Here is a 25,521-nt window from a genome sequence, read left to right on the forward strand (position 1 = left end):
GCGTTGTCGGCGACTGGATCCAGTTCTACAACCACCGCCGACCGCACCAGGCGCTCGGCATGAAGACCCCCGCCGAGGCGTACGCTTTAGCGGCTTGAGCTGAGCAGAAACCGCTGGGTCGTTACACGAGCGCCACGACGCCGTCGTCGGCGGGACAGCGCTTCGGCAGTTCATGGATCAGCGCGTCCATCGCCGGAATGTCGCGGGTACGGCTCTGCGCGTACTGCTCGCTCCAGCGGGCGATCTGGCGCGCGAAGTAGTTGCCGGGCTTGCCGAAATCGGCGAGCCCCGCGGCGGCCACGTCGACGCCGTGGATGGCGGCGAGCGTGTCGATGATCGCCTCGTAATGCGCGGCGCGTTGCTCGGGCGCGTGGTTCGGCAGGGCCGGGTCCCACTCGACGCGGCCGTCGACGACATCCATCACGTAGAACATCGAGCCGATCACCGCGTCATCGCGGCACAGCCAGCGCGGCGTGGCCACGGGCACGCGGCCCTGCAGCGCCTGCAGCACGCGGAACTCGCGGTCGACGGCGTGCGCCGAAGCGAGCAGCGCCCCGGGCGGCTTGCGGCGCAGCACGAGCGGGCCGGAGGCCGCGTCGAGGCGGTAGGTCGGGTTGCTCTGGCCGCCCTTGAACTTCGTCGCCGTCAGCGGGCCGCGGAAGCCCGGCACGTTCGCTTCGAGCGCAAGGGCGAGCGCGGCCTCGTCGAGGGAGAACGCGGTTTTCGTTCCGGCGCTGGCGTCAGTGCCCATCGCGCTTCCCCTTCAGCATGCCCTTGGCCAGCGAGGCGAGGTGCACCTCGTCCGGGCCGTCGGCGAGGCGCAGGCAGCGTGCGCCGGTGTACGCCGCCGACAGGAAGGGGTCGGCGAGGCCGCCGGCACCATGGATCTGGATGGCGCGGTCGACCACCGCGCAGGCCATGCGCGGCGCGACGATCTTGATCATGCCGATGGCGTCCTTCGCGCCTTTGTTGCCCTTGGCGTCGAGCTGGGCGGCGGCATCGAGCGTGAGCAGGCGGGCCTGCTCGATCTCGCAGCGGGAGAGCGCGATCGCTTCCTGCACCATGCCCTGCGCGCCGAGCGGCTTGCCGAACGCGATGCGCGTTTGTGCCCGCGCCACCATCATTTCGAGCGCGCGCTGCGCCATGCCGATGGTGCGCATGCAGTGGTGGATGCGCCCCGGCCCGAGGCGGGCCTGCGCCAGCGCGAAGCCCTGGCCTTCGCCGCCGATCAGGTTCCCCCGCGGCACGCGGACGTCGGTGAATTCGAGCTCGACGTGCCCGCCCGGCGCATCGTCGTGGCCGAGCGCCTCCAGCGGCCGCACCACGCGCAGGCCGGGGGTGTCCATCGGCACCAGCACCATGGCGTGGCGCGCGTGCGGCTCGGCCTCCGGCGTGGTCACGCCCATGACGATCAGGATGCGGCAGCGCGGGTCGCCGGCGCCGGTGATCCACCACTTTCGGCCGTCGAGCACGTAGGCATCGCCGTCGCGGCGGATGCGCAGGGCGATGTTGGTGGCGTCCGAGGAGGCCACATCGGGCTCGGTCATCGCGAAGGCCGAGCGGATCTCGCCCCGGAGCAGCGGCGCCAGCCACGTCGCTTTCTGTTCCGGCGTGCCGAAGTGCGCGAGCACCTCCATGTTGCCGGTGTCGGGCGCGTTGCAGTTGAACACCTCGCTGGCCCACAGCATGCGGCCCATGCGTTCGGCCAGCGGCGCGTAGTCGAGGTTGGAGAGGCCGGCGCCATGCGTGGCGTCAGGCAGGAAGAGGTTCCAAAGGCCGGCGGACTTCGCTTCCGCCTTCAGCGTTTCGATGCGCGGGCACACCGTCCAACGCGTGGCCGGGTCGGACGCCCATGCCTGCACCTCGGCTTCGGCGGGCATAACGCGTTCGGCCATGAAGGCGGCGAGCCGCGCGTCGAGCGCGCGGGCGCGGTCGGAGAAGGGGAAGAGCGGGCTCATCGGGGCTCCCTCAGAAGTGCGTCCACAGCCGGCGGTCGTGCGCGAGGTGGGGCAGGGTGTTGAAACTGCCGAAGCGCAGCTGGCCGTGGCGGGCGGCGAACTCGTTGATCGAGGCGTTGCGGATGGCGAGGTTGAGGTCGACGGCGCGCGCTGCCGGCACCTCGAGCGCCTGCTGCGCCAGCCGGGCGATCACGCCGCCGGAGCTGACCACCAGGGTCGGTCCCTCGTTCGCGGCGCGTGCGGCTTCGGCACCGGCGCGCGCCACGCGCTCGCCGAAGACGCCCCAGCGTTCGGGAATGGCGTCCAGTTCGTCGTTCGCCCACGCGAGGATCGCGGCGTACAGCATCGGACCGACCACCGTCGGATCATGCGAGCCCGCGCGGGCCCGCATGTCGGCGTCGGCGCGCTCGACGAGGTAGGCGCGGATCACGGCGCCGTGGTCGAACTCGTTGAGGTCGGCGTCCTCCTCGGGCTCGGGCAACGGGTGCCCGGCCTCGGCGAAGGCGCGGCGGATGGCCTCGAAGGTCTCGCGATGCCGGCGCATGGCGCCGACGCGCACGCGGGCGAAGCCGTGGGGCTCGCGGGCGAGCCAGGTGCCGAGGTGGCCGGCCTGCGTCCAGCCGAGCGGCGAGAGGCGGTCGTAGTCGTCGGTGCCGTAGCTGGCCTGCGCGTGGCGGACGAAGAGCAGGGCCATGCGTCAGCGCGCCGGGATCGCGGGCCAGAACTCCTGGCGAAAGCGGGCGTTGATCGGCGTTCCACCCTCCGGCGTCACCACCAGTTCGAACACCAGCTCGTCGCGCTCCTCGATGCGGGCCTCGCCGAGGTAGTAGATGGCGCCGCGGTCGCGCACCTCGCGCAGGTTCAGCGATTGCCGTTGCCCGGCACCATTGATGGCGGTGGCGTCGATGCGCGCCGGCACGGCGACGGCCGTGGCCGCGCGCGGCCCCTTCATCACCGACACGTTCAGCAAGGCGCGATTGGTGGACCGGGTGATGCCATGGCGTGTGGCGATTTCCGGACGGATCAGCGTGCTCGGCATGGCGTTGTAGTGCACGGTGAACTCGCCGGACTGCGTGCTGTTGAGCCCCGAGCTCAGCGTCAGCGAAGGCTTGGGCGGCGCGGTGGCCGGGGCCGTGGCGCTGGCCGCGGCGGCAGCCAGCGTGGCGGCCAGGGCGAGGCCGAGCAGCGGCAGGGGCGGGTGGACGCGGGTCATGGCGGGTGGCTCCGGATCAATCGTTCGCCGCGGAGAGTTCCGCGCCGCGGATGCGCGCGGCGTGAATCGCGGCGGCCACGAGTGGCGTGAAGCCGCCGGCGGCGAACGCGTCGAGCGCGGCCTGCGTGGTGCCGTTCGGCGAGGTGACGCGCTGCCGCAGCGTCGTCGCCGTCTCGCCGCTTTCCTTCAACATGCGCGCGGCGCCGGCGATGGTCTCGACGACGAGCGTGCGCGCGGCGACGGTCGGCAGACCCTCGGCCTCCGCGGCGGCCTGCATGGCCTCGGCGAGCAGGAACACGTAGGCCGGCCCACTGCCCGAGGCCGCGGTCACGGCATCCATCAGCGCTTCGTCCTTGATCCAGACGGTCTCGCCGGCCGGGCGCAGCAGCTGGTCGGCCAGCGCGCGCTGGGCGTCCGAGGTCGCCGCCGTCGCGTACAGCCCGGTGACGCCCGCACCGAGCAGGGCAGGGGTGTTGGGCATGGTGCGCACCACCGCGATGCCGCCGCCGAGCCAGCGATCGAGCTGGGCGCTGGTGATGCCGGCGGCGATCGAGACCACCAGTGGGCGCTGGGCCCGGGCCAGCGGCGCGAGGGCCTCGCAGACGCCGCGCAGCACCTGCGGCTTGGTCGCCAGCACCCACACTGCACCCTTCGACGCGGCGGCGGCGTTGTCCTCGGTGGTGGCCACGCCGAACTCGGCGGCGAGGCCCTCGCGGTTGGGCGTGTAGGGTTCGCTGACGTGGATGTCCCCGGGGGACGCCCCGCCGCGGACCATGCCGCCGATCAGGGCGCGGGCCATGTTGCCGCCGCCGATGAAGGCGACCGGAGGAAGGGCGGTGGGGCTCGTGCTCATGGATTCCCGGGGACAGAGGCGGACGCCCTGCATCATGGCGGCCCGCCGCGGCCTTCGGAACCCCGGGTCAGGCCTTGGCGGGCCGCGCCCCGAACAGCGCGCTGCCGACGCGCACGAGGGTCGCGCCCTCGGCCACGGCCAGCGGCCAGTCGTCGCTCATGCCCATCGAGAGGGTGTCGACGCCCGGATGGCGGGCGCGCAGCGCGTCGAACAGGGCCCGCATCCGCGCGAACGCGGCGCGGCGGTGCGCCTCGTCCGGGTGCGGCTCGGGGATGGCCATCAGGCCGCGGAGCGCCAGGCGGGGCAGGGCCGCGGCCTGTTCGGCCAAGGCCATCACCTCGTCGGGCGCGCAGCCGGACTTGCTCGCCTCGCCATCGATGTTGACCTGCAGCAGCACGTTCAGCCGGCCGCGATCCGCCGGGCGCTCCTTGTCGAGCAGGGGCAGCAGCTTGGCGCGGTCCACCGACTGCACCCAGTCGAAGTGGCGGGCGGCCTCGCGGCACTTGTTGCTCTGCAGCGGCCCGATCAGGTGCCACTCGAGGTGGAGGTCGGCGAGCTCGCGCTGCTTGGCCAGCGCCTCCTGCACGTAGTTCTCGCCGAAGGCACGCTGGCCGAGCCTCGCGAGGGCGCGTACGGCCTCGGCGGGCTGCGTTTTTGACACCGCGACGAGACGGGCCGGCTCGCGCGCGCCCGAGTGGGCGAGCGCGTCGACAAGGGGGCGGTAGCGGGCTTCCAGAGCGTCCATGGGCTGGGGCTATACTGCCGGAGATCGCACCGTCGCACGATGGTGTGCGACTGACGACGCCTCGACAGGCTCTGGGGAGAGTACGAATGGATATCGCGGAACTGCTGGCCTTTTCGGTCAAGAACAAGGCCTCCGACCTGCACCTCTCGGCCGGCCTGCCGCCGATGATCCGCGTGGACGGTGACGTCCGCCGCATCAACATCCCGGCGCTCGACCACAAGACCGTGCACGCGCTGATCTACGACATCATGTCGGACAAGCAGCGCCGCGATTACGAGGAATTCCTCGAGACCGACTTCTCGTTCGAGATCCCCGGCCTCGCGCGCTTCCGCGTCAACGCCTTCAACCAGAATCGCGGCGCCGGCGCGGTGTTCCGGACGATTCCCTCGGAGATCCTCACCCTCGAGGACCTCAATTGCCCGCGCATCTTCCGCGAGCTGATCGACCAGCCGCAGGGCCTGATCCTCGTCACCGGCCCGACCGGCTCGGGCAAGTCGACCACGCTGGCCGCGATGATCGACCACATCAACAAGAACGAGTACTCGCACATCCTCACCGTCGAGGACCCGATCGAGTTCGTGCACACCTCGCAGAAGTGCCTCGTCAACCAGCGCGAAGTGCACCGCGATACCCACGGCTTCAACGAGGCGCTGCGCTCGGCGCTCCGCGAAGACCCGGACTACATCCTCGTCGGCGAGCTGCGCGACCTCGAGACCATCCGCCTGGCGCTGACCGCCGCGGAAACCGGCCACCTCGTGTTCGGCACCCTGCACACCAGCTCGGCCGCCAAGACCATCGACCGCATCATCGACGTGTTCCCCGCCGGCGAGAAGCCGATGGTGCGCTCGATGCTCTCCGAAAGCTTGCGCGCGGTGATCTCGCAGTCGCTGCTGAAGAAGGTCGGCGGCGGCCGCGTCGCGGCGCACGAGATCATGGTGGGCATCCCGGCCATCCGTAACCTGATCCGCGAGGACAAGGTGGCGCAGATGTACAGCTCCATCCAGACCGGCCAGCAGTACGGCATGCAGACGCTCGACCAGTGCCTGCAGGACCTGCTCAAGCGCGGCATCATCACCCGCGCCCAGGCCGCCACCTACGCCAAGGACAAGCGCCTGTTCGAGTGATCGAACGCGTCGACTGAGCGCCCACGAGACCCGGCCGGAGCCCCCCAATGAGCAGCATCGATTTCACCTCGTTCCTCAAGCTGATGGCGCACAAGAAGGCGTCCGACCTCTTCATCACGGCCGGCGTCCCGCCGTCCATGAAGCTGCACGGCAAGCTGGTGCCGATCACGCAGGAGCCGCTCACGCCCACGCAGAGCCGCGACCTCGTGCTGAACGTGATGAACCCCTCGCAGCGCGAGGAGTTCGAGAAGACCCACGAGTGCAACTTCGCCATCGGTTTGGCCGGCGTCGGCCGCTTCCGCGTCTCGTGCTTCTACCAGCGCAACCAGGTCGGCATGGTGCTGCGCCGGATCGAAACCAAGATCCCGACCATCGACGAGCTGAACCTGCCGCCGGTGATCAAGACGCTGGCGATGACCAAGCGCGGCCTGATCATCTTCGTCGGCGCGACCGGTACCGGTAAGTCCACCTCGCTGGCGGCGATGATCGGCTATCGCAACATCAATTCCTCGGGCCACATCATCACCATCGAGGACCCGATCGAATTCGTGCACAAGCACGAGGGCTGCATCGTCACGCAGCGCGAAGTGGGCATCGACACCGACAGCTGGGAGGCCGCGCTGAAGAACACGCTGCGCCAGGCACCCGACGTCATCATGATCGGCGAGGTGCGGACCCGCGAGGGCATGGACCATGCCATCGCCTTCGCCGAAACCGGCCACCTGGTGCTGTGCACGTTGCACGCGAACAACTCGAACCAGGCGATGGACCGCATCATCAACTTCTTCCCGGAGGAGCGCCGCAACCAGCTCCTCATGGACCTCTCGCTGAACCTGAAGGGCATCGTCGCCCAGCAGCTGATCCCGACGCCCGACGGCAAGGGCCGCCGCTGCGCGATGGAGATCCTGCTCGGCACGCCGCTGGTGCAGGACTACATCCGCGACGGCGAGATCCACAAGCTGAAGGACGTCATGAAGGAGTCCACCCAGCTGGGCATGAAGACCTTCGACCAGGCCCTGTTCGAACTCTACCAGTCCGGCGAGATCACGTACGAAGACGCGCTGCGCTACGCCGATTCGGCCAACGAGGTGCGCCTGAAGATCAAGCTGGCGCAGGGCGGCGACGCCCGCTCGCTGTCGGCCGGCCTGGACGGCGTGGAAGTGTCGAAGGTCGAGTGAGCCTCGGCGCCGCCGCGTGATGTCGACGGAGGCCGCCGCAAGGCGGCCTTCGCCGTTCCGGGCTCAGCCGCCGGCCCGGTAGCGGCCGGTGTCGAAGCCGCCCACCTCGAACTCGATCGGGTCGGCCTTGCCATCCACCGGGGCGATGCGCACGGTGGTCGCGGCCTCGAGCGCGCGGATGAAGCCGGCATCGTCCTGGATGAACAGGGCCGGCCGCGTGCCGGTGCTCGAGGCCTCGCCGGCGAAGCGCTTGGGCGCGGCCGCGTCGAGCGTGATGTTGAACGCGCAAGGGCGACCGCACTCGAACACGCCGTCCTCGATCACGAGGTAGACGCTCTGGCCCCAGCGCGGGTCGTCGCGCAGCACCAGCTGCACGGTCGGCACGACGGCGAAGCTGGTGGGGTCGTCGGCCTCGGGTCGACGGTTGCGCATGGACGCGGCCCGCTGCGGTTCGGACTCGCCGGCGATCGGCGTGGACACGTAGCTCCAGAGCGCCTTCAGGCGTTCGCTCTCCACCTGCGTCTTCGCCGCCTCGCGCAGCGCGTCCAGGCCCTCCGACACCTCGGCCGCGGCCGCGGTGCCGGGGCCGTCCGCCAGGATGACCTCGGCACTGGCGACGGCGATGCGGGCGTCCCCGCGCGCCTTGGCGTCGCGGTAGACCTGCAGGGTCGGGGCCATGGCGCCTTCACGAGCCGCGGCGGCGGCCTCCGCTGCGGCGCGCTGTTCCTCTGGGCTCGGGCCGCAGGCGGCCAACGCCAGCACGAGGGCGGCCAGCGGGACGGGGCGGAGGCGGGGCAGGGACGGGCGGAGGGACAGGGGCATGGGCGCGTGGGGCGTGGGTCCGCCTTCAGCTTAAGCGCACCCCCGTCCATGGCGCACGGCCTACAATGGGCGCATGCCGCTGGAAAACACGCTCGCGTCGTCGCTCCTGCTCGCCATGCCCGGCATGGACGACCCGAATTTTGCCCGCACCGCCGTGCTGGTTTGCCAGCACGACGGCGACGGGGCCATGGGCGTGGTGTTGAACCGCCGCACCGACGTCCTCCTCGGCGAGCTGTTCGAGCAGCTCGGCATCGAAGGAGCGCCTCGCGAGATGAAGGGCCGACAGGTGTTGTGGGGCGGCCCGGTGCAGGTCGATCGTGGCTTCGTGCTGCACGACGACCCGCGTCCTTGGCCATCGACCCTGCGTTTCGGCGGCTTCGGCCTCACCAGCTCGCGCGAGATCCTGCACGCCATGGCCCGAGGCGACGGTCCCGAGCGCTACCTCGTCATGGTCGGCCACGCCGGCTGGGGGGGCGAGCAGCTGGAGGGCGAACTCGCGCAGAACGCGTGGCTCACCGTGCCGGCGCCCGAAGCCATGGTCTTCGACACCGACAGCGAAGCGCTGTGGCAGGTGGCCGCGGGCCAGATCGGCGTCGACATGGCGACCCTGGCCGACTACAGCGGCCACGCGTGAGCGGCGCCCGCGCATGAGCCCCGGTGCCGTTCTTGGCTTCGACGTCGGCGCGAAGCGCATCGGCGTCGCCGTCGGCAACGGCATCACCGGCACCGCCAGCGAGCTGGGCCTGATCGAAGTGCGCGACGGCATCCCGGACTGGGCGCGCTTCGAAAGGCTCTTGAAGGAGTGGGCCCCGGTGCAGCTTGTCGTTGGCGACCCGCTCACGTTCGATGACGGCGATCCTGATCCGCCGGCCCGCCAGCGCGCGCGCGGTTTCGCCCGCGCCGCCGCGAAGCGCAGCGGCCTGCCGGTGGCGATGGTCGATGAGCGCCGCAGCTCGAAGGAAGCGGCCCGTCGCTTCGCCGACCAGCGCCGCGCCGGCCTGAAGCGCCGCAGCGACGCCGAGGAAATCGACGCGCTCGCCGCCGTGGTGATCATCGAGCGCTGGCTCGCCGGCGGCCACGCCCCGACCTGACCCGACCTATTCCAAGACCGGCCCCGCCCATGACCACCGACGCCCGCCTCCGCCACCTGCTCACCCTCGACGGTCTCGGCGGCGAACGCATCACCGAGCTGCTGGAGGACGCCGAGGCCCTGCATCCGCAAGCGCTGGGTGGCACCGCGCTGCGCCACGTGCTGGCCGGGCGGACGGTGTGCAACCTGTTCTTCGAGAACTCCACGCGCACCCGCAGCAGCTTCCAGCTCGCCGCACAGCGCCTCGGTGCCGACGTGCTGAACTTCGACGTCAGCGCGTCGTCGGTGAAGAAGGGCGAGAGCGCGGTCGACACGCTGCGCACGCTGGAGGCGATGGGTATCGACGCCTTCGTCGTCCGCCATGCCGAGAATGGCGCCGTCGCCGCGCTGGCGGCGGGCGCCAAGCCGACGACCTCGCTCCTCAATGCCGGCGACGGGCGCAGCGCCCATCCGACGCAGGGCCTGCTCGACATGCTGACGATCCGCCAGCGCAAGGGCCGCGATTTCGGCGCGCTCTCGGTGCTGATCGTCGGCGATGTCCTGCATTCCCGCGTGGCACGCTCCGACCTCCACGCCCTGCGCCAGCTCGGCTGTCGCGACGTCCGCGTCTGCGGCCCGGCGAGCCTGCTGCCCGGTTCGGCCGTCACCGCGGGCTGCGCGGTAGGCCACGACCTCGATGCGATGGTCGCCGGCGTCGACGTGGTGATGATGCTGCGCCTGCAGCGCGAACGTATGGAGGAGGGGCTGGTCCCCTCGCTCGACCAGTACTTCCGCGAGTACGGACTGACGCCGGCGCGTCTGGCGCGCGCCAAGCCGGATGCGATCGTCATGCATCCGGGACCGATGAACCGCGGCGTCGAGATCGCCGACGCCGTCGCCGACGGCCCTCAGTCCGTCATCCTCGAGCAGGTCGCCAACGGCGTCGCGGTGCGGATGGCGGTGCTCAAGCACCTGCTGCGCGGCTAGCGCGCGGGCGCCCCGCCGCTCAGCGCGCGAGGAGGTCCGCCTGCGGTGTGCCGTCCAACGGCTCCATGGTCGTTTCCGCGGTGGCCAACCCTTCGCCAACGAGCCGGTAGCGGATGACACGGACGAAGCCGGCGGTGGGGTGCGCGTTGTCGTCCTCGTCGCGGTAAAGCGGAAAGCTTCGCACCACGGCGTCGCCCTGAACGCCGAACTGGTCGCGGCCCCGCCAGCCGACGGCCGCGTCGTCATCGAGTGGCGGCAAGCGCAGCGGCGCGGCCTTCCCGTCGGCATCGAAGCGCCAGCCCCGCACGTCGCCTTCGGCGGCACTGCCGCCGCTGCGCATCCAGAGAAGCAGCTCGGGGGCGCCGTCGCCGTCGAGGTCGCTGGCGAAGGCCTCGGCGAGGCTTCCATCCCCATCGAGCCGGAGGCGTCGCGGAGCGTCGCCGGCAGTCGCGGTGCGCACGAGTGCATCGACACGGGTGCGGTCATCCGACGTGGCGGCGTCGAGATCGAACTGCCAGCCCAAGGCGGAAAGGCGAACGCTGCGGACAACGGGCGAAGGCGCCCGGGGGCCGGCCGGGACGCCAGGTCCGGCCGGCGGTGGCGCCGCGGGCGGGCCGACGCCAGGGGCCGGCGACGCCGTGTCATGGCCGCGTTCCCCGCCGCAGCCCGCCAAGACGGTCGCGGTGGCGAGCAGGAGCGCGAGTCGTCGCGGCCAGCGCATCAGCGCAGCAGGAACAGGGTGGCGAGGCCGAGGAAGGCGAAGAAGCCCATCACGTCGGTGACCGTGGTGAGGATCACGCCGCCCCCGACCGCCGGATCGACGTTGAATCGGCGCAGCAACATGGGGACCAGCACGCCGGCCAGCGCGGCGAAGCCGAGGTTGATGACCATCGCGGCGAAGATCACGGCCGCGATGCCGGGGCTCCGGAACCACGCCAAGGTCACGATGGCGACCACGAGGCCCAGCAGCACGCCGTTCATCAGCGCGATGCGGATTTCCTTCCACACGAGGGTGCGAAGGTTGGCGGCGGAGACTTGGCCGAGCGCGAGGCCGCGCACCATCAGGGCCAGCACCTGGGTGCCGGCGTTCCCGCCCATGCCGGCGACGATGGGCATCAGCACGGCGAGTGCGACGATCTCGGCCAGCGTGGCCTCGAAGCGGCCGACGACGCTGGCGGCCAGGAACGCCGTACCAAGGTTCACGCTGAGCCAGACGAAGCGGCCCTTGAAGGCCCGCAGCACCGGGCTGAACAGGCTCTCGTCCTCGCTGACGCCGGCCGCCGAGAGCACCTGGTAGTCGGCCTGCTCGCGGATGATGTCGACGACGTCGTCGATCGTGATGCGCCCCAGCAGCACGTTGTTCTCGTCGACCACGGGGGCCGAGATCCAGTCGTGGTCGGAGAACTGCCGGGCGACTTCATCCGAAAGGGTCTCGACCGCGATGGCGGGCTGGCTGTCGTCCATCAGCGTGTTGATCGGCGTGCCGGGCTCCTGGGTCACCAGCTGCGCCAGCGCGACGCGGCCAAGGTACTGGTGGCGGCGGCTGACGACGTAGAGGTGGTCGGTGTTGTCGGGCAGCTCGCCGCGCAGGCGCAGGAAGCGCAGCACCACGTCGACGCTGACGTCGGCGCGCACGGTCACCACGTCGGGGTTCATCAGGCGCCCGGCGCTGTCCTCGGGGTACGAAAGCACCTGTTCCAGGCGCTCGCGGTTCTCGCGGTCCATCGACTTCAGCACTTCGTCGATGACCGTGTCGGGCAGGTCCTCCATCAGCTCGGCGAGGTCGTCGATGTCGAGGTCCTCGACCGCGGCGACGAGTTCGTCGGCGTCCATGGCGGCGATCAGGCCCTCGCGCACCTCGTCGTCGACGTGCAGCAGCACCTCGCCGTCGTCTTCCGGGTCGACGAGGCCCCAGACCACGTCGCGCTTGGCCGGGGGCAGCGACTCGAGCAGGTTGCCGATCTCGGCCGCGGACAGCGAGTTCACCAGCCGACGCACGGGCCCGAGCCGCCCGCTGTCGAGGGACTCCGACAGCATGCGCAGCTGGTGGGCGGTGCGTTCGTGGCGGGCGGCGTCGACCATCGCGGGGCCTGGGCGTGCAGGGCGCGCGCATTATGGCCCGGGGCCCTGGCGGGCGAACAGCGCGCCGCGCGTGCTTGCGGCGTTCATCGTCGCTCCGGCACGCTGGCGCACCGTCGATCGGACCCGTCGTCCATGAGAGCCCCCGCCCTCGCCGCCATCGTCCTGCTGCTTGCCGGATGCGCCCCTGCCGAGATCGTTCCCACCGAGCCGATGGCGCTCGATGGCGTGCGTTTCGGGATCGAGGCCCTGCCCCAGCCCGACGGTGCCTGCGACCCGGCGAAGCCTTTCCCTGTGCGCGTCACCTGGGAGGTCACCGACTGGATCGATCCGAAGTTCGACCTGTTCCTCCGCAGTTCGAAGGGCCAGTTGGTCGCCCGCCACAACACTTCGGTGGGCGAGCACGTCACCGACCCCTACGCCCGGGAGGGGCTGTGGATCCTCCTGGTCGACCGCAACACGGGCTTGCTCGTGGCGACGACGCCGGTGCCTGCGCTGTCCTGCCCGCCGGGGTGATCCGGACGTCGAGCCGGGAGCTCAGAGGGCGCGCGCCCGTTCCAGCCATCGATCCACGTCCGCGCGTTCGCGGCATTGCAGCAGCGAGGCGGCCCGGCGACGGAGCTTGCCGACGTCCGCGGCGCGGATCGCTTCGCGCACTTCCAGCACCGCGCCGGGGTGCACGCTGAAGTCGCGCAGGCCGAGCGCGAGCAGCAGCGGCACATCCTCGGCGCGCGCGGCGAGCTCGCCGCAGACATGGATCGGCAGCCGGGCATCGCGAGCCTGCGCGAACAGCTGGTGCAGCAGCCGGAGCACGGCCGGGTGGCGCTCGCTGTAGAGGCCATCGAGGGCCTCGTGCGTGCGGTCCGCGGCCAGCAGGTACTGCACGAGGTCGTTGGTGCCCACGGCGGCGAAGTCGATCAAGTCGGCGTAGTCGACCAAGGTCAGGGCGGCGGCCGGCACCTCGACCATCACGCCGAATCGCACGTGTTCGCCGATCGGCACGCCGTCCTCGTGCAGCCGTGTGGCGAGCGCATCGAGCCGCACCTTGACCGCTTCGATCTCCTCGCGCGCGGTCACCATGGGCACCAGCACGCGCACGGGGCCGAAGGCCGAAGCGCGCAGCATCGCGCGCAGCTGGGCATCGAGCAGCATCGGTCGCGACAGCGACAGGCGCACCCCGCGCAGGCCGAGCGCCGGATTGGGCTCGTTGCGCAGCGCGAGGCCGCTGTTGTCGGCCTTGTCGGCGCCGAGGTCGAGCGTGCGCAGGGTCACCGGCTTGCCGGCCATGCCGAGCACCGCATCGCGGTAGGCGTGGAACTGTTCGTCCTCGTCCGGGACCTGGGCGCGGCCCATGAACAGGAACTCAGTGCGATAGAGGCCGATGCCGTCCGCTCCCAGGGCGAGCGCCTCCGCGATCTCCTCGCGACGCTCGCCGTTGGCATGGAGGCCGATGTCGATGCCGTCCCGCGTCCGCGTCGGTGCGCGCTTCAGGCGGTCGAGCTGCGCACGCTTCTTTTCGATCTTCGCCCGCGCCACGTGGTAGCGCGCAAGGTCGTCGGCATCCGGCTCCACCACGAGCAGGCCGTCCCGGCCGTCGAGCAGCAGGGCGTCGCCGTCGTTGACGTGGGAGAGCGCATCGCTGCAACCGACGACCATGGGGAGGTGCAGGCCGCGGGCGATGATGGCGCTATGCGACAACGGGCTGCCGGCGCGCGTCACCACGGCCAGCAGCTGCTGGCGCGAGAGCTCGGCCAGTTCGGCCGGGGCGATGTCGTCGGCGACGAGGATCTCGCCGGCCAGGCCCAGCTGGCCGTCGTCCGGACGCCGATGCAGGGCGGCGTGCACGCGGCCGATCACGTGGTCGAGGTCGTCGAGCCGCGTGCGGAAGTAGTCGTTGTCCATCGCCTGGAACACGGCGGCGAGGCGGTCGCGCTGCAGCTTCAGCGCGTAGTCGGCGGAGTAGCGTCCGGTCTGGATCAGGTCGCGCAGGCCGGCGCGCAGCTCGGGATCGTCGAGGATCAGCACGTGCAGGTCGAGGAACTCGCCGATCTCCTGCGCGAGCGCGCCCTGGAGTTTCCCGCGCAGCCCGCCGAGCTCGTCGCGCGCAGCCTGCATCGCAGCCTCGAGGCGCGCCAGCTCGTCCTCGACGGCCTCGGGTGCGATGGTCTCCTCCGAGAGCGTGAGGACGTGCGGGTGGCGGACGCGGGCGCGGCCGAGGGCGAGACCCTTCGACGCCCCGACGCCGGCCAGCGCGCGCCGCATCAGCTCTCCTCGTCGAAGCGTCGGGCGAACAGCGCTTCCGCGGCGGCCATCGCCTCGGCCTCGTCCGGGCCGTCGACGCGCAGCGTCACCGTGCTGCCCTGGCCGGCGGCCAGCAGCAGCACGCCCATGATCGATTTCGCATTCACCTCGCGGCCGCCGCCCACGAGGGTGGCCTGCGCCTTGAAGCCCCCCAACAGCTGCACGAGCTTCGCCGACGCCCGAGCGTGCAAGCCAAGACGGTTGATGACGGGGATCTGCCGTTCAAGCATCGTCGAGCACCACGCCGTTGCGGCCGCCGTTGGCCGCGGTTCGCGCCAGGTCGTCGAGGCCCTGGTCGCCGTAATTCATCACCCGCAGGAGCATCGGCAGCGACAGCCCGGCGACGCGGCGGCAGGGCGAGGCGATCTGCGTGAGCTGGTGCGCCAGCCGGGCCGGCGAGGCGCCGTAGACGTCGGTGAGCAGCAGGGTGCCGTCCTCGCCCATCACCTTCTTCAGCGCGGCGCTGGCGCGCGGCAGCTGGGCAGCCAGGTCGGCGTCGAACTCGAGTTCGAAGGCGCGCGCCTCGAGCGGCAGCTTGCCGAGCAGCCGCGATGCGGTTTCGAGCAGGGCGTTGCCGAGCCCGGGATGGGTGACGAGGAGGATGCCTACGGCCATGCCTTGAACCTTAGCAAACCCCGATGGCGCGCCGGCAAGCACCGGTGCTCCGGGCTCACTCCAGTTCGCGGTGGTAGCTCAGTGCGTCGTCGCGTCCACGCTCGCGGAAGTGCCCGGCCAAGGTCTCGGCGAGGTAGACCGAACGGTGCCGCCCGCCCGTGCAGCCGAACGCGATGGACAGGTAGCTGCGCGATTCCGACTCGAAGCGAGGCAGCCAGCGTTCGATGAATCCGGTCACCTCCGCGACGTACTCCTGCACGTCGGCGATGGCGGCGAAGTGCGCCTGGATCAGCGCATCGCGGCCGGTGAGGGGCCGCAGGGCCGGGTCCCAGTGCGGGTTCGGCAGGCAGCGGGTGTCGAAGACGAAGTCGGCGTCGACCGGGAGGCCGCGCTTGTAGGCGAAGCTCTCGAACAGCACGGTGAGGCCGGGGCGGCGTCCGGCCTCCAGCTCGGTGAGTACCAGCTTGCGCAGCTGGTGCACGTTGAGCGCCGTGGTGTCGAAGACGTGGTCGGCGAGGGCGCGCACCGGGCGCAACACCTGGCGCTCCAGCGCGATGGCGTCCGGCAGGGCCAGGCCGAGCTGCGACAGCGGGTGGCGGCGGCGCGTGTCGGAATAGCGCTTCACCAGCGTCGCATCGGCGGCGTCGAAGAACACCAGCCGGTGCTGGTAGCCGCGCTCGCCGACCGCCGAGAGCCACTGCCCGATGCTGCCAAGATCGGCATGGTGATTGCGGACGTCGATGCCGACGGCGAGCCGCTGGTGCGTCTCGCTGGTGCCGACGCTGTCCACGAAGCCGGGCAGCAGGTCGGCCGGCAGGTTGTCCACACAGTAGTAGCCGAGGTCCTCCAGCGTGCGCAGGGCGACGGTCTTGCCGGCGCCGGAGAGTCCGGAGACGACGGTCAGTGATCGGCTCATGTGGACTTGTCGAGGAGTGCGGAGTGGCGGGCCAGGAAGGCGGCGGCCGGGTCGGCGCCCTTGGCGCGCAGGATATGCAGGCGGGCGGCGGCCTCCGTCAGGACGGCCAGGTTCCGCCCCGCGGCGACGGGCAGGTTGAACACCGGGACGTCGAGCCCGAACACGGTGCGTGCCGCGGTTTCGCCGGTGAGCCGAGACAGGCCCTCCACGTCGACGGCCTCGCCGGGGCGCACGAGGTTGACGATGAGTCGGAGGTACTTGTTCCGCTTCACCGCCGTGTCGCCGAACATCTGCCGGATGTTCATGATGCCGAGGCCGCGCACCTCCAGCAGGTCCTGCAGCAGTTCGGGGCAGGTGCCGTCGAGCACGTCGGGTGCGATCTGGGTGAACTCCGGGGCGTCGTCGGCGACGAGGCGGTGGCCGCGGCTGATCAGCTCCAGCGCGAGCTCGCTCTTGCCGAGCCCGGATTCGCCGGTGATCAGCACGCCGATCGAGTAGATCTCCATGAACACGCCGTGCAGCGTGATCCGCGGCGCCAGCGCACGCGCCAGCACGTATTGGAGCTGCGACAGCAGCTCATGGCCGGCCTGCGGCGAGATCCACAGCGGCGTGCCGGTTTCCTCGGCGATGTCGCGAAGGTCGGTCGGGCAGCCCTGGTCGCGGGTGATCACCAGCGCGAGCGGCCGGAAATCGACGATCTTCTGCAGGGTCTCCCAACGTTGGCGGGCGTCCAGCGAATCGAGCCATTGCAGCTCCTCGCGGCCGAGGATCTGCAGCTTGTTGGGGTGGATGACGTTGAGGTACCCGACCAGCGACGGTCGTCGCGTGCGGTGCTCCTCGGATTCGATGGCGCGGTCGCCGCCGCTCTGGCCCGACAGCCAGCGCAGGCCGAGCCTGTCGCGGTGCTGCTCGAAGAGTTCGCGGGCGCTGAGCCGGCGCGGCAGCATGCGCTGGGCCGCCTCAGGCCGCCGCGGACTGGCCGGGTCGCCAATCCGCCACGAGGCGGAACAGGGCGTCGCCGTCGGTCGCGGCGCGCAGCCGGGCGCGGAAGCCCTCGTCGGCGAACATCTCGGCCAACTGGGCGAGAAGCACGAGGTGCTGCTGGGTGAAGTGCTCCGGCACGGCCAGCGCGAAGAGCAGGTCGACCGGCTGGCCGTCGCTGGCGCCGAAGTCCACCGGGTCGGACAGGCGGATGAACGCTCCCGTCGCGACGCTCAGCGCAGGGCTCCGGCCGTGCGGGATGGCGACGCCATGGCCGAGGCCCGTACTGCCCAGTCGTTCGCGCAGGCACAAGCTGTCGAAGAGGGCGCGTTCGCGGTCGGCGTCGCCCTCGGCGAGAAGCTGGGCCAGTTGTTCGAGGAGGCGCTTCTTGGAGGAAACCTTGGCGCCCGCGAGGACACGCGCGGGCGCCAGGAGGTCGAGGAGGTGCATGGGAATGGGGCTGGTGGTGCCGGGGCGTTCAGCCGAAGCTGCCGGAGCGGACGGCGGATTCGCCGCGGTGGTGGTCGGTCATGCGCTCTTTCTCCTTGAGCACCATGCGGTCCAGCTTGTCGACCAGCAGGTCGATCGCGGCATACATGTCGGCCGCTTCGGCTTCGGCATGGAGGGCCTTCCCTCGGGGCGTGAGCGTGGCCTCGGCCTTGTGCTGGAGCTTGTCGACGGAGAGCAGGACGCGCAGCTCGAGATGGTGGTCGAAATGGCGGGAGATCCGCTCGAGCTTCGCCGTGACGAAGTCCTTCAGGGCCGGGGTGACGTCGATCTGGTGGCCGCTCACTTCAAGGCGCATGGGCGCGTTCTCCTTGCTGGGACAAACAAACCTTCACTGGGAGGCAGCATACGCCCCTCGGGGGAGGGGGCGAAGGGGACCCGCGTCAAATTTCGGTGTCAGCGTTGCCCGCGTTCCGAGGACGGTGGAATACCCAGGCCCTCCCGGTACTTCGCCACCGTACGCCGTGCGACGGCGATGCCTTCGGCCTTGAGGGCGTCGGCAAGCGCTTGATCGGACAGCGGTTTGCCGCAAGGCTCGGCGTCGATCATCTTGCGGATCATGGCCTGTACGGCCGTGGACGAGGCCGCGCCGCCGTGCTCCGTGGCCAGCCCGGCGCTGAAGAAGAACTTGAATTCGAAGGTGCCCCGGGGCGTGCGCAGGTATTTGCGCGTGGTGGCGCGCGAGATCGTCGACTCATGGAGGCTGAGCTGCTCGGCGACGTCGCGCAAGGTCAGTGGGCGCATGGCTTCCAGTCCATGGTCGAGGAACGCGCTTTGCGCGCGGACGATCGCCTCGGCGACGCGTTGCAGCGTCTCGCCGCGGTTCTCCAGCGCCTTGATGAGCCAGCGCGCCTCCTGCAGCTGGCCGCGCAGGTAGGCGTCGTCGTCGCGGCTGCAGCGGCCGATCAGGCCCTGGTAGTGCGCGTTGAGCCGGAGCCCGAGGCCGCCGCGGGCCATGCGGACGCGCCAGAGGCCGCGCTGCTTCAGCGCGATCGCGTCCGGCTGCACGTACTCCGCCGGAGCGCCGTCGAAGCGTGAACCGGGCTTCGGGTCGAGCGCCTTGACGAGCGCGATGGCCTCGACCAGCACGGAAGCGTCGACGCCGAGCTCCGCGGCGAGCCGCTCGGGGCGCTGGCGGGCGATCGCATCGAGGTGGCCTGCCACCAGCTGCTGCGCGAGTCCCAGCCCCGGGGTGTCGACCGACAGCGCGGCCAGCTGCAGGCCGAGGCACTCGGCGAGATCACGCGCACCGCAGCCGATCGGATCGAACTGCTGGACCAGCCGGAGGAGGGCGCGCACCTCGTCGATGCCGACGCCCCAATCGCCGGGCAAGGACGCGGGCAGCGACTCCAGCGGCTCACGCAGGTAGCCGTCGTCGTCCAAGGCATCGATCACCGCCTCGCCGATGGCCTCGTCGCGGGAGGAGTGCACGCTCATCCGCAGCTGCCAGCGCAGGTGCTCGTGCAGGCCGGGCGTGGCGCCGGCCTCTTCGCGTCCCTCGTCCTCGTCGCCGTCGCGATGCCGTGGACCGGCGTCGTCGTCGACCGTCCATTCCTCGGCGGCGAGGCCCTCGTCCACGTCATCATCGCCCGCGGGGGCGGCATCGTTCTCCGCGGCTTCCGTCGCCTCGTCGCCGGCGCCGCCATCGAGGCTGGTCGCGCCCACCGCTCCGTCGTCATCGCCCGGTTCGGCGACTTCGAGCAGCGGATTCGACTCGACGGCGGCCTGCAGCTCCGCCTCGAGCTCGACCTGCGAGAGCTGGAGCAGGCGGATGGCCTGCCGGAGTTGCGGAGTGAGCGCCAGCGCCGTGCCGAGTCGGGACTGCAGGGCGGGCTTCATCGCCGTCACATCGTGAAGTTGGAGCCGAGGTAGACGCGGCGGACGTCGGGGTTCATGAGCACGTCGTTCGGGGAACCCTGGGCCAGCACGGTCCCGGCGTTGAGGATATAGGCGCGGTCGCAGATGCCCAGCGTTTCGCGCACGTTGTGGTCGGTGATCAGCACGCCGATGCCGCGGAGCTTGAGGTGGCGGATGATCCCCTGGATCTCGCCGACGGAAATCGGGTCGACGCCGGCGAACGGCTCGTCGAGCAGCATGTAGCGTGGGTTCGCGGCGAGGGCGCGGGCGATCTCGATGCGCCGGCGCTCTCCGCCCGAGAGGCTCTCGCCGGGCTGTTCGGCCACGTGGGCGATGTGCAGCTCGTCCAGCAGTTGCCCGAGGGCCGCTTCACGCTGCTGCGGCGAAAGGTCTTCGCGCAGCTCGAGCGCCGCCCGGACGTTGTCGGCGGCGGAAAGGCTGCGGAACACGCTGGCTTCCTGCGGGAGGTAGCCCACGCCGCGCCGGGCGCGCTGGTGCATGGCGAGGCTGCTGATGTCTCCGCCGTCGAGCAGGATCTGCCCGCTGTCGCTCGGCACCAGGCCGACGACCATGTAGAAGCAGGTGGTCTTGCCGGCGCCGTTCGGCCCGAGCAGGCCGACCACTTCGCCCGGATGCAGGTCGAAGCCGAAATCCTTGACGACTTCGCGCTTCTTGTAGCGCTTGCTGAGCGCGCGCGCCGACAGCATCAGTTGCCGGCCGGACGGGTTTTCGGCTGGATGATCGTCGTGACGCGACCGCCGTCGCCGCCGCTGTCGATGCTTCCGGTATCGACGTTGTAGCGGATGGTGCCCGCGGTGAACTCGCCGCGATCCTGCGCCACGCGCGCGTCGCCGGCGAGCACCATGATCTCGTCATCGGGGGCGTACGTGACGCGCGCGGCGCTGGCGTCGATCGTCTCCCCGCGCTCGTTCTGCTGGCGGATACGAACCGGGCGGCCTTCGAGGACGATGCGTTGGACGTCGCCGCCGCGCCGTTCCACGGTCGCCGTCGCGGCGTTCACCTGCAGCGAGCCCTGGGTGATCTCGACGTTCCCGCTCATGACGATGCTGTCGTCGTCCCCGAGGCCGCCACTCTGGCGGTCGGAGCGGACGGCCATGGGCTGGTCGCGGTCCCCCTTCCGTGCCTCAAGGGCGGGGGCGGCCAGCAGGGGCACCAGCACGGCGAGGAGGATCGGGATAGAACGTCGCATCGACATCGGCGAGAAGCTCGTAGGTTTTGGCCTGCAGGTCCACCTCGAGGCCGGTCGCTTGGAGTATAGAGCGGCCTTGGGTGATGGTCACCGCCGCGTCGGTACGCGCCCGTTCCGATTCAGCGAACACGCTCAGGTGGTCGGTGCTGAAGCGCGCCTGGCGACCATCGGGTTCCGGTGGCGCCACCATCTCGACCCCACCCTCGAGGCGCACCTCGTCGTTCTCGGGACCGATCCAGGCGCTCGCTGCGCGGGCACTCCAGCGCTGCCCCGGCGCGTCGCCCGGGAAGCCGAAGCGCGGCTCGGTGATCGTCGTGACCTGCGCGTCCTGGTCGCGCTCCAGCAACGGCCCCACCACGGTGAAGCCTTCGCTGCCGTCCTTCCTCAGGGCGGTCATCTCGAAGCCTTCGAGCCGGTAGTCGGCGCGGCTGTCGATCGCGGGCGGGGCCGGCGGTTCGCGCAGCCACCACAGCGCGGCGCCGGTGGCGGCGGCACCGATGGCGAGCAGCACGCCGAGCCAGAAACGGTTCATCGCAGGAAGCCCGCCAGCACGGCCTCGGCCCTGCCTTGGGCGCCGAGGATCAGGTCGCACAGTTCGCGCGCGGCGCCCTGGCCGCCGCCGGCGCGGGCGCGCCAATGGACGCGCTCCTTCACCCACGCATGCGCGTTGGCCGGTGCCACGGCGAGCCCAGCGACCCCCATCGCGCCGAGGTCGACGAGATCGTCGCCCATCATCGCGGCCTCGGTCGGGGTATGGCCGTACTTCGCGCACAGCGCTTCGAGCAGGGCGCGCTTGTCCTTGACGCCGATGTGCACCTCCGAAAGCCGAAGGTCGCGGCCGCGCGCCTCGGCGACGGCGCTGTGGCGGGCCGTCACGAGGGCGACGCGGATGCCGTGCTCCTCGAGCAGGCGCAGGCCCATGCCGTCGTGGATGTCGAAGGCCTTCAGCTCGCGGCCTTCGGCATCGAACCACAGTCGCCCGTCGGTGAGCGTGCCATCGACGTCGAAGCAGGCGAGGCGGACGCGCGCGGCGCGCTCGAGGATATCGGCGGGGTAGTCGGCGAGGTGGGCGTAGGCCATGGCTCAGACCACCCGCGCATTGAGCAGGTCGATGAAGTTCAGCGCACCGACGACGCGTCGGTCGGCATCCACGACGACCAGCGCGTTCACCTTGTGCTCTTCCATCGCGTGGACGGCGGCGCTGGCGAGCTCGTCCGGCGCGATGGTCTTGGGCGAGCGGCCCATCACCTTCGAGACCGCGTCGCCGCGTACGTCCAGCGCGGGGTTGTCGAGCGCGCGGCGCAGGTCGCCGTCGGTGAAGACCCCGACCAAGCGATCGTCCGCATCGACGACCGCGGTCATGCCGAGGCGGCCCCGGCTCATCACCACCAGCGCCTGCGCGATGGAGGCGTCGGCGTTCACGCGCGGCACGTCGTCGCCGGCGTGCATGACGTCGCGGATGGTCAGCAGCAGGCGGCGGCCCAGCGCGCCGGCCGGGTGCGAGCGGGCGAAGTCCTCGGGCGTGAAGCCGCGCGCCTCCAGCACCGCCACGGCGAGCGCATCGCCGAGGGCCAGCGAGGCGGTGGTGCTGGTGGTCGGGGCGAGGTTGTGCGGGCAGGCCTCGGAGGGCACCGACACGTCGAGGTGCACGTCGGCGAGGCGCGCCATCGACGAGCCCGGGCGGCCGGTCATCGCGATCAGCGGCACGCCCATGCGCTTCAGCGCGGGGGCGATCATCAGGATCTCGTCGCTCTCGCCGGAATAGGACAGCGCCAGCACGACGTCGCGATCGGTGACCATGCCGAGGTCGCCGTGGCTGGCCTCGCCGGGGTGCATGAAGAACGCCGGGGTACCCGTGGAGGCCAGGGTGGCGGCGATCTTCCGGGCGATATGGCCGGATTTCCCCATGCCCGTGCAGACGATGCGCCCCCTGCAGGCCAGCACGCGGCCGCAGGCCGCGGCGAAGGCGCCGTCGAGCCGGTCGGCCAAGGCGGACAGCGCCATGGCTTCCTCGGCGATCACGCGCCGGCCCGTGCGGGCGAAATCGGGCAATCCGGGGGCAGCGGCGGCCGCGGGGGCACTCATGGGGAGCCTTCGGGGATTACAATGACGGCCCTAGTTTACGGCAGGGCCTGCGGCCCTCTTCGCCTCCTCCATGAATGCAGATTTCGTGCGCCAGCTGATCGAAGCTGGCCTGCCCGGCGCCCGGGTCCACGTCGAGGGTGCCGATGGCGTGCACTTCGAAGCCACGGTCATCACCCCAGCCTTTGCCGGCAAACTGCCGCTGGCCCGCCACCGCATGGTCTACGCGACGCTCGGCGAGCGCATGGGCGGCGAGATCCACGCCTTGGCCCTCCGCACCCTCACCCCTGACGAAGCCGACCGGAACTGACATGGCCAAGATCGTGATTGCCGGCGGCGAAGCGCTGAACGGCGAAGTGCAGATTTCCGGCGCGAAGAACGCCGTGCTCCCGATCCTGTGCGCCACGCTGCTGGCCGACAGCGCCGTGGAGATCGGCAACGTGCCGCATCTGCACGACGTCACCACGACGATGGAGCTTCTCGGCGAGCTTGGGGTGCAGCTGATCGTCGACGAGAAGCTCACCATCACCGCCGACCCGCGCCATGTGACCAGCACGATCGCGCCGTACGAGCTGGTGAAGACCATGCGTGCGTCGATCCTCGTGCTCGGTCCGCTGCTGGCGCGTTTCGGCCATGCGCAGGTCGCGCTGCCGGGCGGCTGCGCCATCGGTTCGCGCCCGGTCGACCAGCACATCCGCGGCCTCCAGGCCCTGGGGGCCGACGTGCTTGTCGAAGGCGGCTTCATCAAGGCCACGGCCAAGCGCCTGAAGGGCGCGCGCTTCGTGTTCGACATGGTCACCGTCACCGGCACCGAGAACGTGCTGATGGCGGCGGCCCTGGCCGAAGGCACCACGGTGCTGGAGAACTGCGCGCAGGAGCCCGAGGTCGTCGACCTCGCGAACTGCCTGGTTGCCATGGGCGCGCGGATCGAGGGCGCCGGCAGCAACAAGATCACCGTCCATGGCGTCGACCGGCTGCACGGCGGCCACTACGACGTGCTGCCCGACCGCATCGAGACCGGCACCTTCCTCGTCGCCGGCGCGATGACCGGCGGCCGCGTGATGGCGAAGAAGACCCGCGCCGACATCATGGACTCGGTGCTGCAGAAGCTCGAGGAGGCGGGTGCGCACGTCAACACGGGCGAAGACTTCATCGAGGTCGACATGCGCGGCAACCGCCCGAAGGCGGTGAGCCTCACCACCGCGCCGTACCCGGCCTTCCCCACCGACATGCAGGCGCAGTTCGCCGCGATGAACACCATCGCCGAGGGCGTGGGCGTGATCACGGAGACGATCTTCGAGAACCGCTTCATGCACTTGAACGAGCTGACGCGCCTCGGCGCCGATGTCCGCATCGAGGGCAACACGGCGATCATCCGCGGCGTGCCGAAGATGACCGGCGCGCCGATCATGGCCACCGACCTGCGCGCCTCGGCCTCGCTGGTGCTGGCCGGCCTCGTTGCCGAAGGCGAAACCACCGTCGATCGCGTGTACCACATCGATCGCGGCTACGAGAACATCGAAGAGAAGCTGGGCGGCCTCGGCGCGCGCATCCGCCGCTTGCCGGGCTGACCGCATGCAGCGCATCGGCGAGGACATCCTCGCGGCCCTCGATGCCGCGGCCGACGCGCCGGTGCCGCCGCGTGTCGGTGAGGTCATCGGCCAGGGCGGCGCCTCCGCTTTCGGCTTCACTCTCGTCGTGCTGTGCCTGCCTTTCCTCCAGCCAATCTCGCTCGGGCCGCTGGGCACCATCGGCGGGCTCGCCCTTGCCGGTATCGGCTGGCAGCTGGCGCGCGGCGATGCGCGCCCGTGGCTGCCCGAATCGCTCTCGCAGGCCCAGCTCGACGCGAACCAGTGGCGCCAGCTCGCCGCGGCGGCGCGCAAGGTGTTGGGCTGGGCGTCGAAACTCGTGCGCCCGCGCCTCGGGCACTGGACCGAAGGCCGTCGCGGCCATCGCATCGCCGGCTCGCTCGTCGTGGTCGCCGCGCTGCTGCTGGCGATCCCGGTGGGTGGCATCCCGCTGAACAACCTGTTGCCGGCGCTGGCCATCGTTTGCGCCGCGCTGGCGCTCATGGCCGATGACGGCCTGATGTTCCTGTTCGCGCTGTTCTGGCTGGCAGTGACGATCGGCTACTTCATCCTGTTGTACGAAGTGTTCGTCGCGATGGCGATGAAGGCCTGGGCCTTGTTCCAGGTCTGGCCGACGGCATGGTCGCTGGTCGAGGCCGGTTGGCGGGTCCTTGGCGCCTGAGCGGCGGGCGTAGCGCGGCCGGACGCCGCGGGCCCTTGGATTCACCCGCGTCGCAGCAGCCGCATCTCGATCGTCTCGCCGTCATCTTCGCGCTGTTCGATGCGCAAGGGCAGGTGGCCGTCGTCGCGATCGAGCCAAAGCACGGTGGTGCGGCTGCTGGCGTCCTCGCGTCGGCGTTCGATGCGCAGCCCCTGTTCGGAGGAGGCGCCCATCGGCACCGCCTCGGCCTCGCCGATCCACCACGTCTGCGCCTCGATGGCGCTGCGGCCGGCGACCTGCAGCGCCTGCGCGCCGCGGCGCCCGCCGGCGACGGCTTGCATCAGTGCCACGGTGAGCAGCTGCCGGTCGAGGACGCCGGGCGCGTAGGGGACGTCCTGGCGGTCGTCGCGATTGCGCAGCGTGATGCGGCCAGCCGCGGCATCGACCACGGCGCTGCGTTCCCGCGAGTTGAAGCTGGTTTTCTGCGCGTAGCGGTAGTCGAGCGTCTCCGGGCGGCCGTCGACGTAGCGGAAGCGGCTCGACTCGTCGATGCGCACGCCGGCGATTTTGGCGAGGCCCTGCGTGCCGCGCGTTTCGCTGGTGAAGCGCCAGTCCGCACCGTCGCGCGCGAGGCGCAGGGTGGCCTCGCCCAGTACGTCGCCGTTGCGGCGCACTTCATACGTCGCGCTGAACGGCGCGACCGGCGCGGCGTCTGCCGGGAGCGCGATGGCCAGCGAAAGCGCCATGGCGCCGCGGAGCAGGATCGAACGCATCGCAGGGTCCTTCGTCGTGTCG

33 protein-coding genes are annotated in these 25,521 nt (G+C 70.9%); 10 read left to right on the plus strand and 23 right to left on the minus strand.

The features are described from left to right. A partial coding sequence (locus tag ACYVAK_RS05065) for an integrase core domain-containing protein (protein ID WP_461060487.1) occupies positions 1-98 on the plus strand: 98 nt, incomplete at its 5' end. A gap of 23 nt (positions 99-121) precedes the next feature. On the opposite strand, the gene ACYVAK_RS05070 is transcribed toward ACYVAK_RS05065, so the two are convergent. The 6 genes from ACYVAK_RS05070 to ACYVAK_RS05095 form a co-directional block, all read right to left on the minus strand. Beyond that, on the minus strand, positions 122-751 hold the full coding sequence (locus ACYVAK_RS05070; protein ID WP_461058660.1) for a phosphotransferase family protein: 630 nt from the start codon (positions 749-751) through the stop codon (positions 122-124). Next, on the minus strand, positions 741-1,958 hold the full coding sequence (locus ACYVAK_RS05075; RefSeq protein WP_461058662.1) for an acyl-CoA dehydrogenase family protein: 1,218 nt from the start codon (positions 1,956-1,958) through the stop codon (positions 741-743). Before ACYVAK_RS05075 ends, ACYVAK_RS05070 begins: the two co-directional genes overlap by 11 nt. 10 nt (positions 1,959-1,968) lie before the next feature. Then, positions 1,969-2,652 carry a histidine phosphatase family protein gene (locus ACYVAK_RS05080; protein ID WP_461058664.1) on the minus strand — a complete coding sequence of 228 codons (684 nt, stop codon included), beginning with the start codon at positions 2,650-2,652 and terminating at the stop codon, positions 1,969-1,971. Positions 2,653-2,655: 3 nt separating this feature from the next. Continuing rightward, complete coding sequence (locus ACYVAK_RS05085) at positions 2,656-3,171, minus strand: DUF4426 domain-containing protein (protein WP_461058665.1); 516 nt, start codon at positions 3,169-3,171, stop codon at positions 2,656-2,658. Between the two features lie 16 nt (positions 3,172-3,187). Then, a complete protein-coding gene (gene proC, locus ACYVAK_RS05090; RefSeq protein ID WP_461058667.1) occupies positions 3,188-4,024 on the minus strand; it encodes a pyrroline-5-carboxylate reductase in 837 nt (278 codons plus the stop codon). 67 nt (positions 4,025-4,091) lie between these two features. After that, entirely contained in the window at positions 4,092-4,769 is a 678-nt protein-coding gene (locus ACYVAK_RS05095) for a YggS family pyridoxal phosphate-dependent enzyme (RefSeq protein WP_461058669.1), read from the minus strand. Positions 4,770-4,855: 86 nt separating this feature from the next. Here ACYVAK_RS05095 and ACYVAK_RS05100 point away from each other — a divergent pair, with 86 nt between their 5' ends. Both ACYVAK_RS05100 and ACYVAK_RS05105 read left to right on the plus strand, forming a co-directional pair. Next, positions 4,856-5,893 (plus strand): type IV pilus twitching motility protein PilT, encoded by a 1,038-nt coding sequence (locus ACYVAK_RS05100; protein ID WP_461058671.1) that lies wholly within the window; start codon positions 4,856-4,858, stop codon positions 5,891-5,893. Between the two features lie 47 nt (positions 5,894-5,940). After that, on the plus strand, positions 5,941-7,071 hold the full coding sequence (locus ACYVAK_RS05105) for a PilT/PilU family type 4a pilus ATPase (RefSeq protein ID WP_461058673.1): 1,131 nt from the start codon (positions 5,941-5,943) through the stop codon (positions 7,069-7,071). A 63-nt stretch (positions 7,072-7,134) separates the two neighbouring features. Here ACYVAK_RS05105 and ACYVAK_RS05110 read toward each other — a convergent pair whose 3' ends face one another. Next, a complete protein-coding gene (locus ACYVAK_RS05110) occupies positions 7,135-7,893 on the minus strand; it encodes a hypothetical protein (protein WP_461058675.1) in 759 nt (252 codons plus the stop codon). Between the two features lie 73 nt (positions 7,894-7,966). Between ACYVAK_RS05110 and ACYVAK_RS05115 the strand changes: the two genes are divergently transcribed. From ACYVAK_RS05115 to ACYVAK_RS05125, 3 genes are read left to right on the plus strand one after another with little or no spacing between them, the layout of a single operon-like run. Then, the gene (locus ACYVAK_RS05115) at positions 7,967-8,527 is read left to right on the plus strand and encodes a YqgE/AlgH family protein (RefSeq protein WP_461058677.1); all 561 of its coding nucleotides are present in this window, start codon (positions 7,967-7,969) and stop codon (positions 8,525-8,527) included. A 13-nt stretch (positions 8,528-8,540) separates the two neighbouring features. Further along, complete coding sequence (gene ruvX, locus ACYVAK_RS05120) at positions 8,541-8,984, plus strand: Holliday junction resolvase RuvX (RefSeq protein ID WP_461058679.1); 444 nt, start codon at positions 8,541-8,543, stop codon at positions 8,982-8,984. A gap of 29 nt (positions 8,985-9,013) precedes the next feature. Continuing rightward, positions 9,014-9,949, plus strand: coding sequence for an aspartate carbamoyltransferase catalytic subunit (locus ACYVAK_RS05125; RefSeq protein WP_461058681.1), 936 nt, complete (start codon positions 9,014-9,016; stop codon positions 9,947-9,949). Between the two features lie 19 nt (positions 9,950-9,968). Here ACYVAK_RS05125 and ACYVAK_RS05130 read toward each other — a convergent pair whose 3' ends face one another. Continuing rightward, on the minus strand, positions 9,969-10,472 hold the full coding sequence (locus tag ACYVAK_RS05130) for a hypothetical protein (protein ID WP_461058683.1): 504 nt from the start codon (positions 10,470-10,472) through the stop codon (positions 9,969-9,971). A gap of 197 nt (positions 10,473-10,669) precedes the next feature. Then, entirely contained in the window at positions 10,670-12,031 is a 1,362-nt protein-coding gene (gene mgtE, locus ACYVAK_RS05135) for a magnesium transporter (protein ID WP_461058685.1), read from the minus strand. Between the two features lie 132 nt (positions 12,032-12,163). On the opposite strand from mgtE, the gene ACYVAK_RS05140 reads away from it, so the two are divergent. Continuing rightward, complete coding sequence (locus ACYVAK_RS05140; protein WP_461058687.1) at positions 12,164-12,544, plus strand: hypothetical protein; 381 nt, start codon at positions 12,164-12,166, stop codon at positions 12,542-12,544. A gap of 21 nt (positions 12,545-12,565) precedes the next feature. On the opposite strand, the gene ptsP is transcribed toward ACYVAK_RS05140, so the two are convergent. From ptsP to ACYVAK_RS05205, 13 genes are all read right to left on the minus strand, one after another. Continuing rightward, entirely contained in the window at positions 12,566-14,290 is a 1,725-nt protein-coding gene (gene ptsP, locus ACYVAK_RS05145; RefSeq protein ID WP_461058689.1) for a phosphoenolpyruvate--protein phosphotransferase, read from the minus strand. Next, positions 14,290-14,559 (minus strand): HPr family phosphocarrier protein, encoded by a 270-nt coding sequence (locus ACYVAK_RS05150; RefSeq protein ID WP_461058691.1) that lies wholly within the window; start codon positions 14,557-14,559, stop codon positions 14,290-14,292. Before ACYVAK_RS05150 ends, ptsP begins: the two co-directional genes overlap by 1 nt. Next, positions 14,552-14,944: a PTS sugar transporter subunit IIA gene (locus tag ACYVAK_RS05155; RefSeq protein ID WP_461058693.1), complete on the minus strand. Its 393-nt coding sequence runs from the start codon at positions 14,942-14,944 to the stop codon at positions 14,552-14,554. Before ACYVAK_RS05155 ends, ACYVAK_RS05150 begins: the two co-directional genes overlap by 8 nt. A gap of 55 nt (positions 14,945-14,999) precedes the next feature. Beyond that, positions 15,000-15,860 (minus strand): RNase adapter RapZ, encoded by an 861-nt coding sequence (gene rapZ, locus ACYVAK_RS05160; RefSeq protein WP_461058694.1) that lies wholly within the window; start codon positions 15,858-15,860, stop codon positions 15,000-15,002. Beyond that, on the minus strand, positions 15,857-16,807 hold the full coding sequence (gene hprK / locus ACYVAK_RS05165) for an HPr(Ser) kinase/phosphatase (protein WP_461058696.1): 951 nt from the start codon (positions 16,805-16,807) through the stop codon (positions 15,857-15,859). The genes rapZ and hprK overlap by 4 nt, the downstream gene beginning before the upstream one ends. Before the next feature lie 13 nt (positions 16,808-16,820). Further along, complete coding sequence (locus tag ACYVAK_RS05170) at positions 16,821-17,291, minus strand: PTS sugar transporter subunit IIA (RefSeq protein WP_461058698.1); 471 nt, start codon at positions 17,289-17,291, stop codon at positions 16,821-16,823. Between the two features lie 28 nt (positions 17,292-17,319). Further along, on the minus strand, positions 17,320-17,646 hold the full coding sequence (hpf, locus tag ACYVAK_RS05175; protein WP_461058700.1) for a ribosome hibernation-promoting factor, HPF/YfiA family: 327 nt from the start codon (positions 17,644-17,646) through the stop codon (positions 17,320-17,322). 98 nt (positions 17,647-17,744) lie between these two features. After that, positions 17,745-19,187 carry an RNA polymerase factor sigma-54 gene (locus ACYVAK_RS05180; protein WP_461058702.1) on the minus strand — a complete coding sequence of 481 codons (1,443 nt, stop codon included), beginning with the start codon at positions 19,185-19,187 and terminating at the stop codon, positions 17,745-17,747. A 5-nt stretch (positions 19,188-19,192) separates the two neighbouring features. Further along, the gene (gene lptB / locus ACYVAK_RS05185; RefSeq protein WP_461058704.1) at positions 19,193-19,912 is read right to left on the minus strand and encodes an LPS export ABC transporter ATP-binding protein; all 720 of its coding nucleotides are present in this window, start codon (positions 19,910-19,912) and stop codon (positions 19,193-19,195) included. Continuing rightward, positions 19,912-20,415: a lipopolysaccharide transport periplasmic protein LptA gene (gene lptA, locus ACYVAK_RS05190; RefSeq protein ID WP_461058706.1), complete on the minus strand. Its 504-nt coding sequence runs from the start codon at positions 20,413-20,415 to the stop codon at positions 19,912-19,914. Before lptA ends, lptB begins: the two co-directional genes overlap by 1 nt. Further along, a complete protein-coding gene (lptC, locus tag ACYVAK_RS05195) occupies positions 20,351-20,947 on the minus strand; it encodes an LPS export ABC transporter periplasmic protein LptC (RefSeq protein ID WP_461058708.1) in 597 nt (198 codons plus the stop codon). The genes lptA and lptC overlap by 65 nt, the downstream gene beginning before the upstream one ends. Beyond that, positions 20,944-21,495, minus strand: coding sequence for a KdsC family phosphatase (locus ACYVAK_RS05200; protein WP_461058710.1), 552 nt, complete (start codon positions 21,493-21,495; stop codon positions 20,944-20,946). The genes lptC and ACYVAK_RS05200 overlap by 4 nt, the downstream gene beginning before the upstream one ends. Before the next feature lie 3 nt (positions 21,496-21,498). Beyond that, on the minus strand, positions 21,499-22,500 hold the full coding sequence (locus ACYVAK_RS05205) for a KpsF/GutQ family sugar-phosphate isomerase (RefSeq protein WP_461058712.1): 1,002 nt from the start codon (positions 22,498-22,500) through the stop codon (positions 21,499-21,501). Between the two features lie 70 nt (positions 22,501-22,570). On the opposite strand from ACYVAK_RS05205, the gene ACYVAK_RS05210 reads away from it, so the two are divergent. The 3 genes from ACYVAK_RS05210 to ACYVAK_RS05220 are packed head-to-tail and all read left to right on the plus strand — an operon-like array spanning position 22,571 to position 24,747. Beyond that, entirely contained in the window at positions 22,571-22,807 is a 237-nt protein-coding gene (locus tag ACYVAK_RS05210; RefSeq protein ID WP_297866132.1) for a BolA family protein, read from the plus strand. A 1-nt stretch (position 22,808) separates the two neighbouring features. Then, on the plus strand, positions 22,809-24,068 hold the full coding sequence (murA, locus tag ACYVAK_RS05215) for a UDP-N-acetylglucosamine 1-carboxyvinyltransferase (RefSeq protein WP_461058714.1): 1,260 nt from the start codon (positions 22,809-22,811) through the stop codon (positions 24,066-24,068). 4 nt (positions 24,069-24,072) lie between these two features. Continuing rightward, positions 24,073-24,747: an exopolysaccharide biosynthesis protein gene (locus ACYVAK_RS05220; protein ID WP_461058716.1), complete on the plus strand. Its 675-nt coding sequence runs from the start codon at positions 24,073-24,075 to the stop codon at positions 24,745-24,747. Positions 24,748-24,788: 41 nt separating this feature from the next. Here ACYVAK_RS05220 and ACYVAK_RS05225 read toward each other — a convergent pair whose 3' ends face one another. Next, positions 24,789-25,499 (minus strand): DUF3108 domain-containing protein, encoded by a 711-nt coding sequence (locus tag ACYVAK_RS05225; protein ID WP_461058718.1) that lies wholly within the window; start codon positions 25,497-25,499, stop codon positions 24,789-24,791. Positions 25,500-25,521: the final 22 nt, after the last annotated feature.

The sequence above is a fragment of the Silanimonas algicola genome (assembly GCF_054777375.1).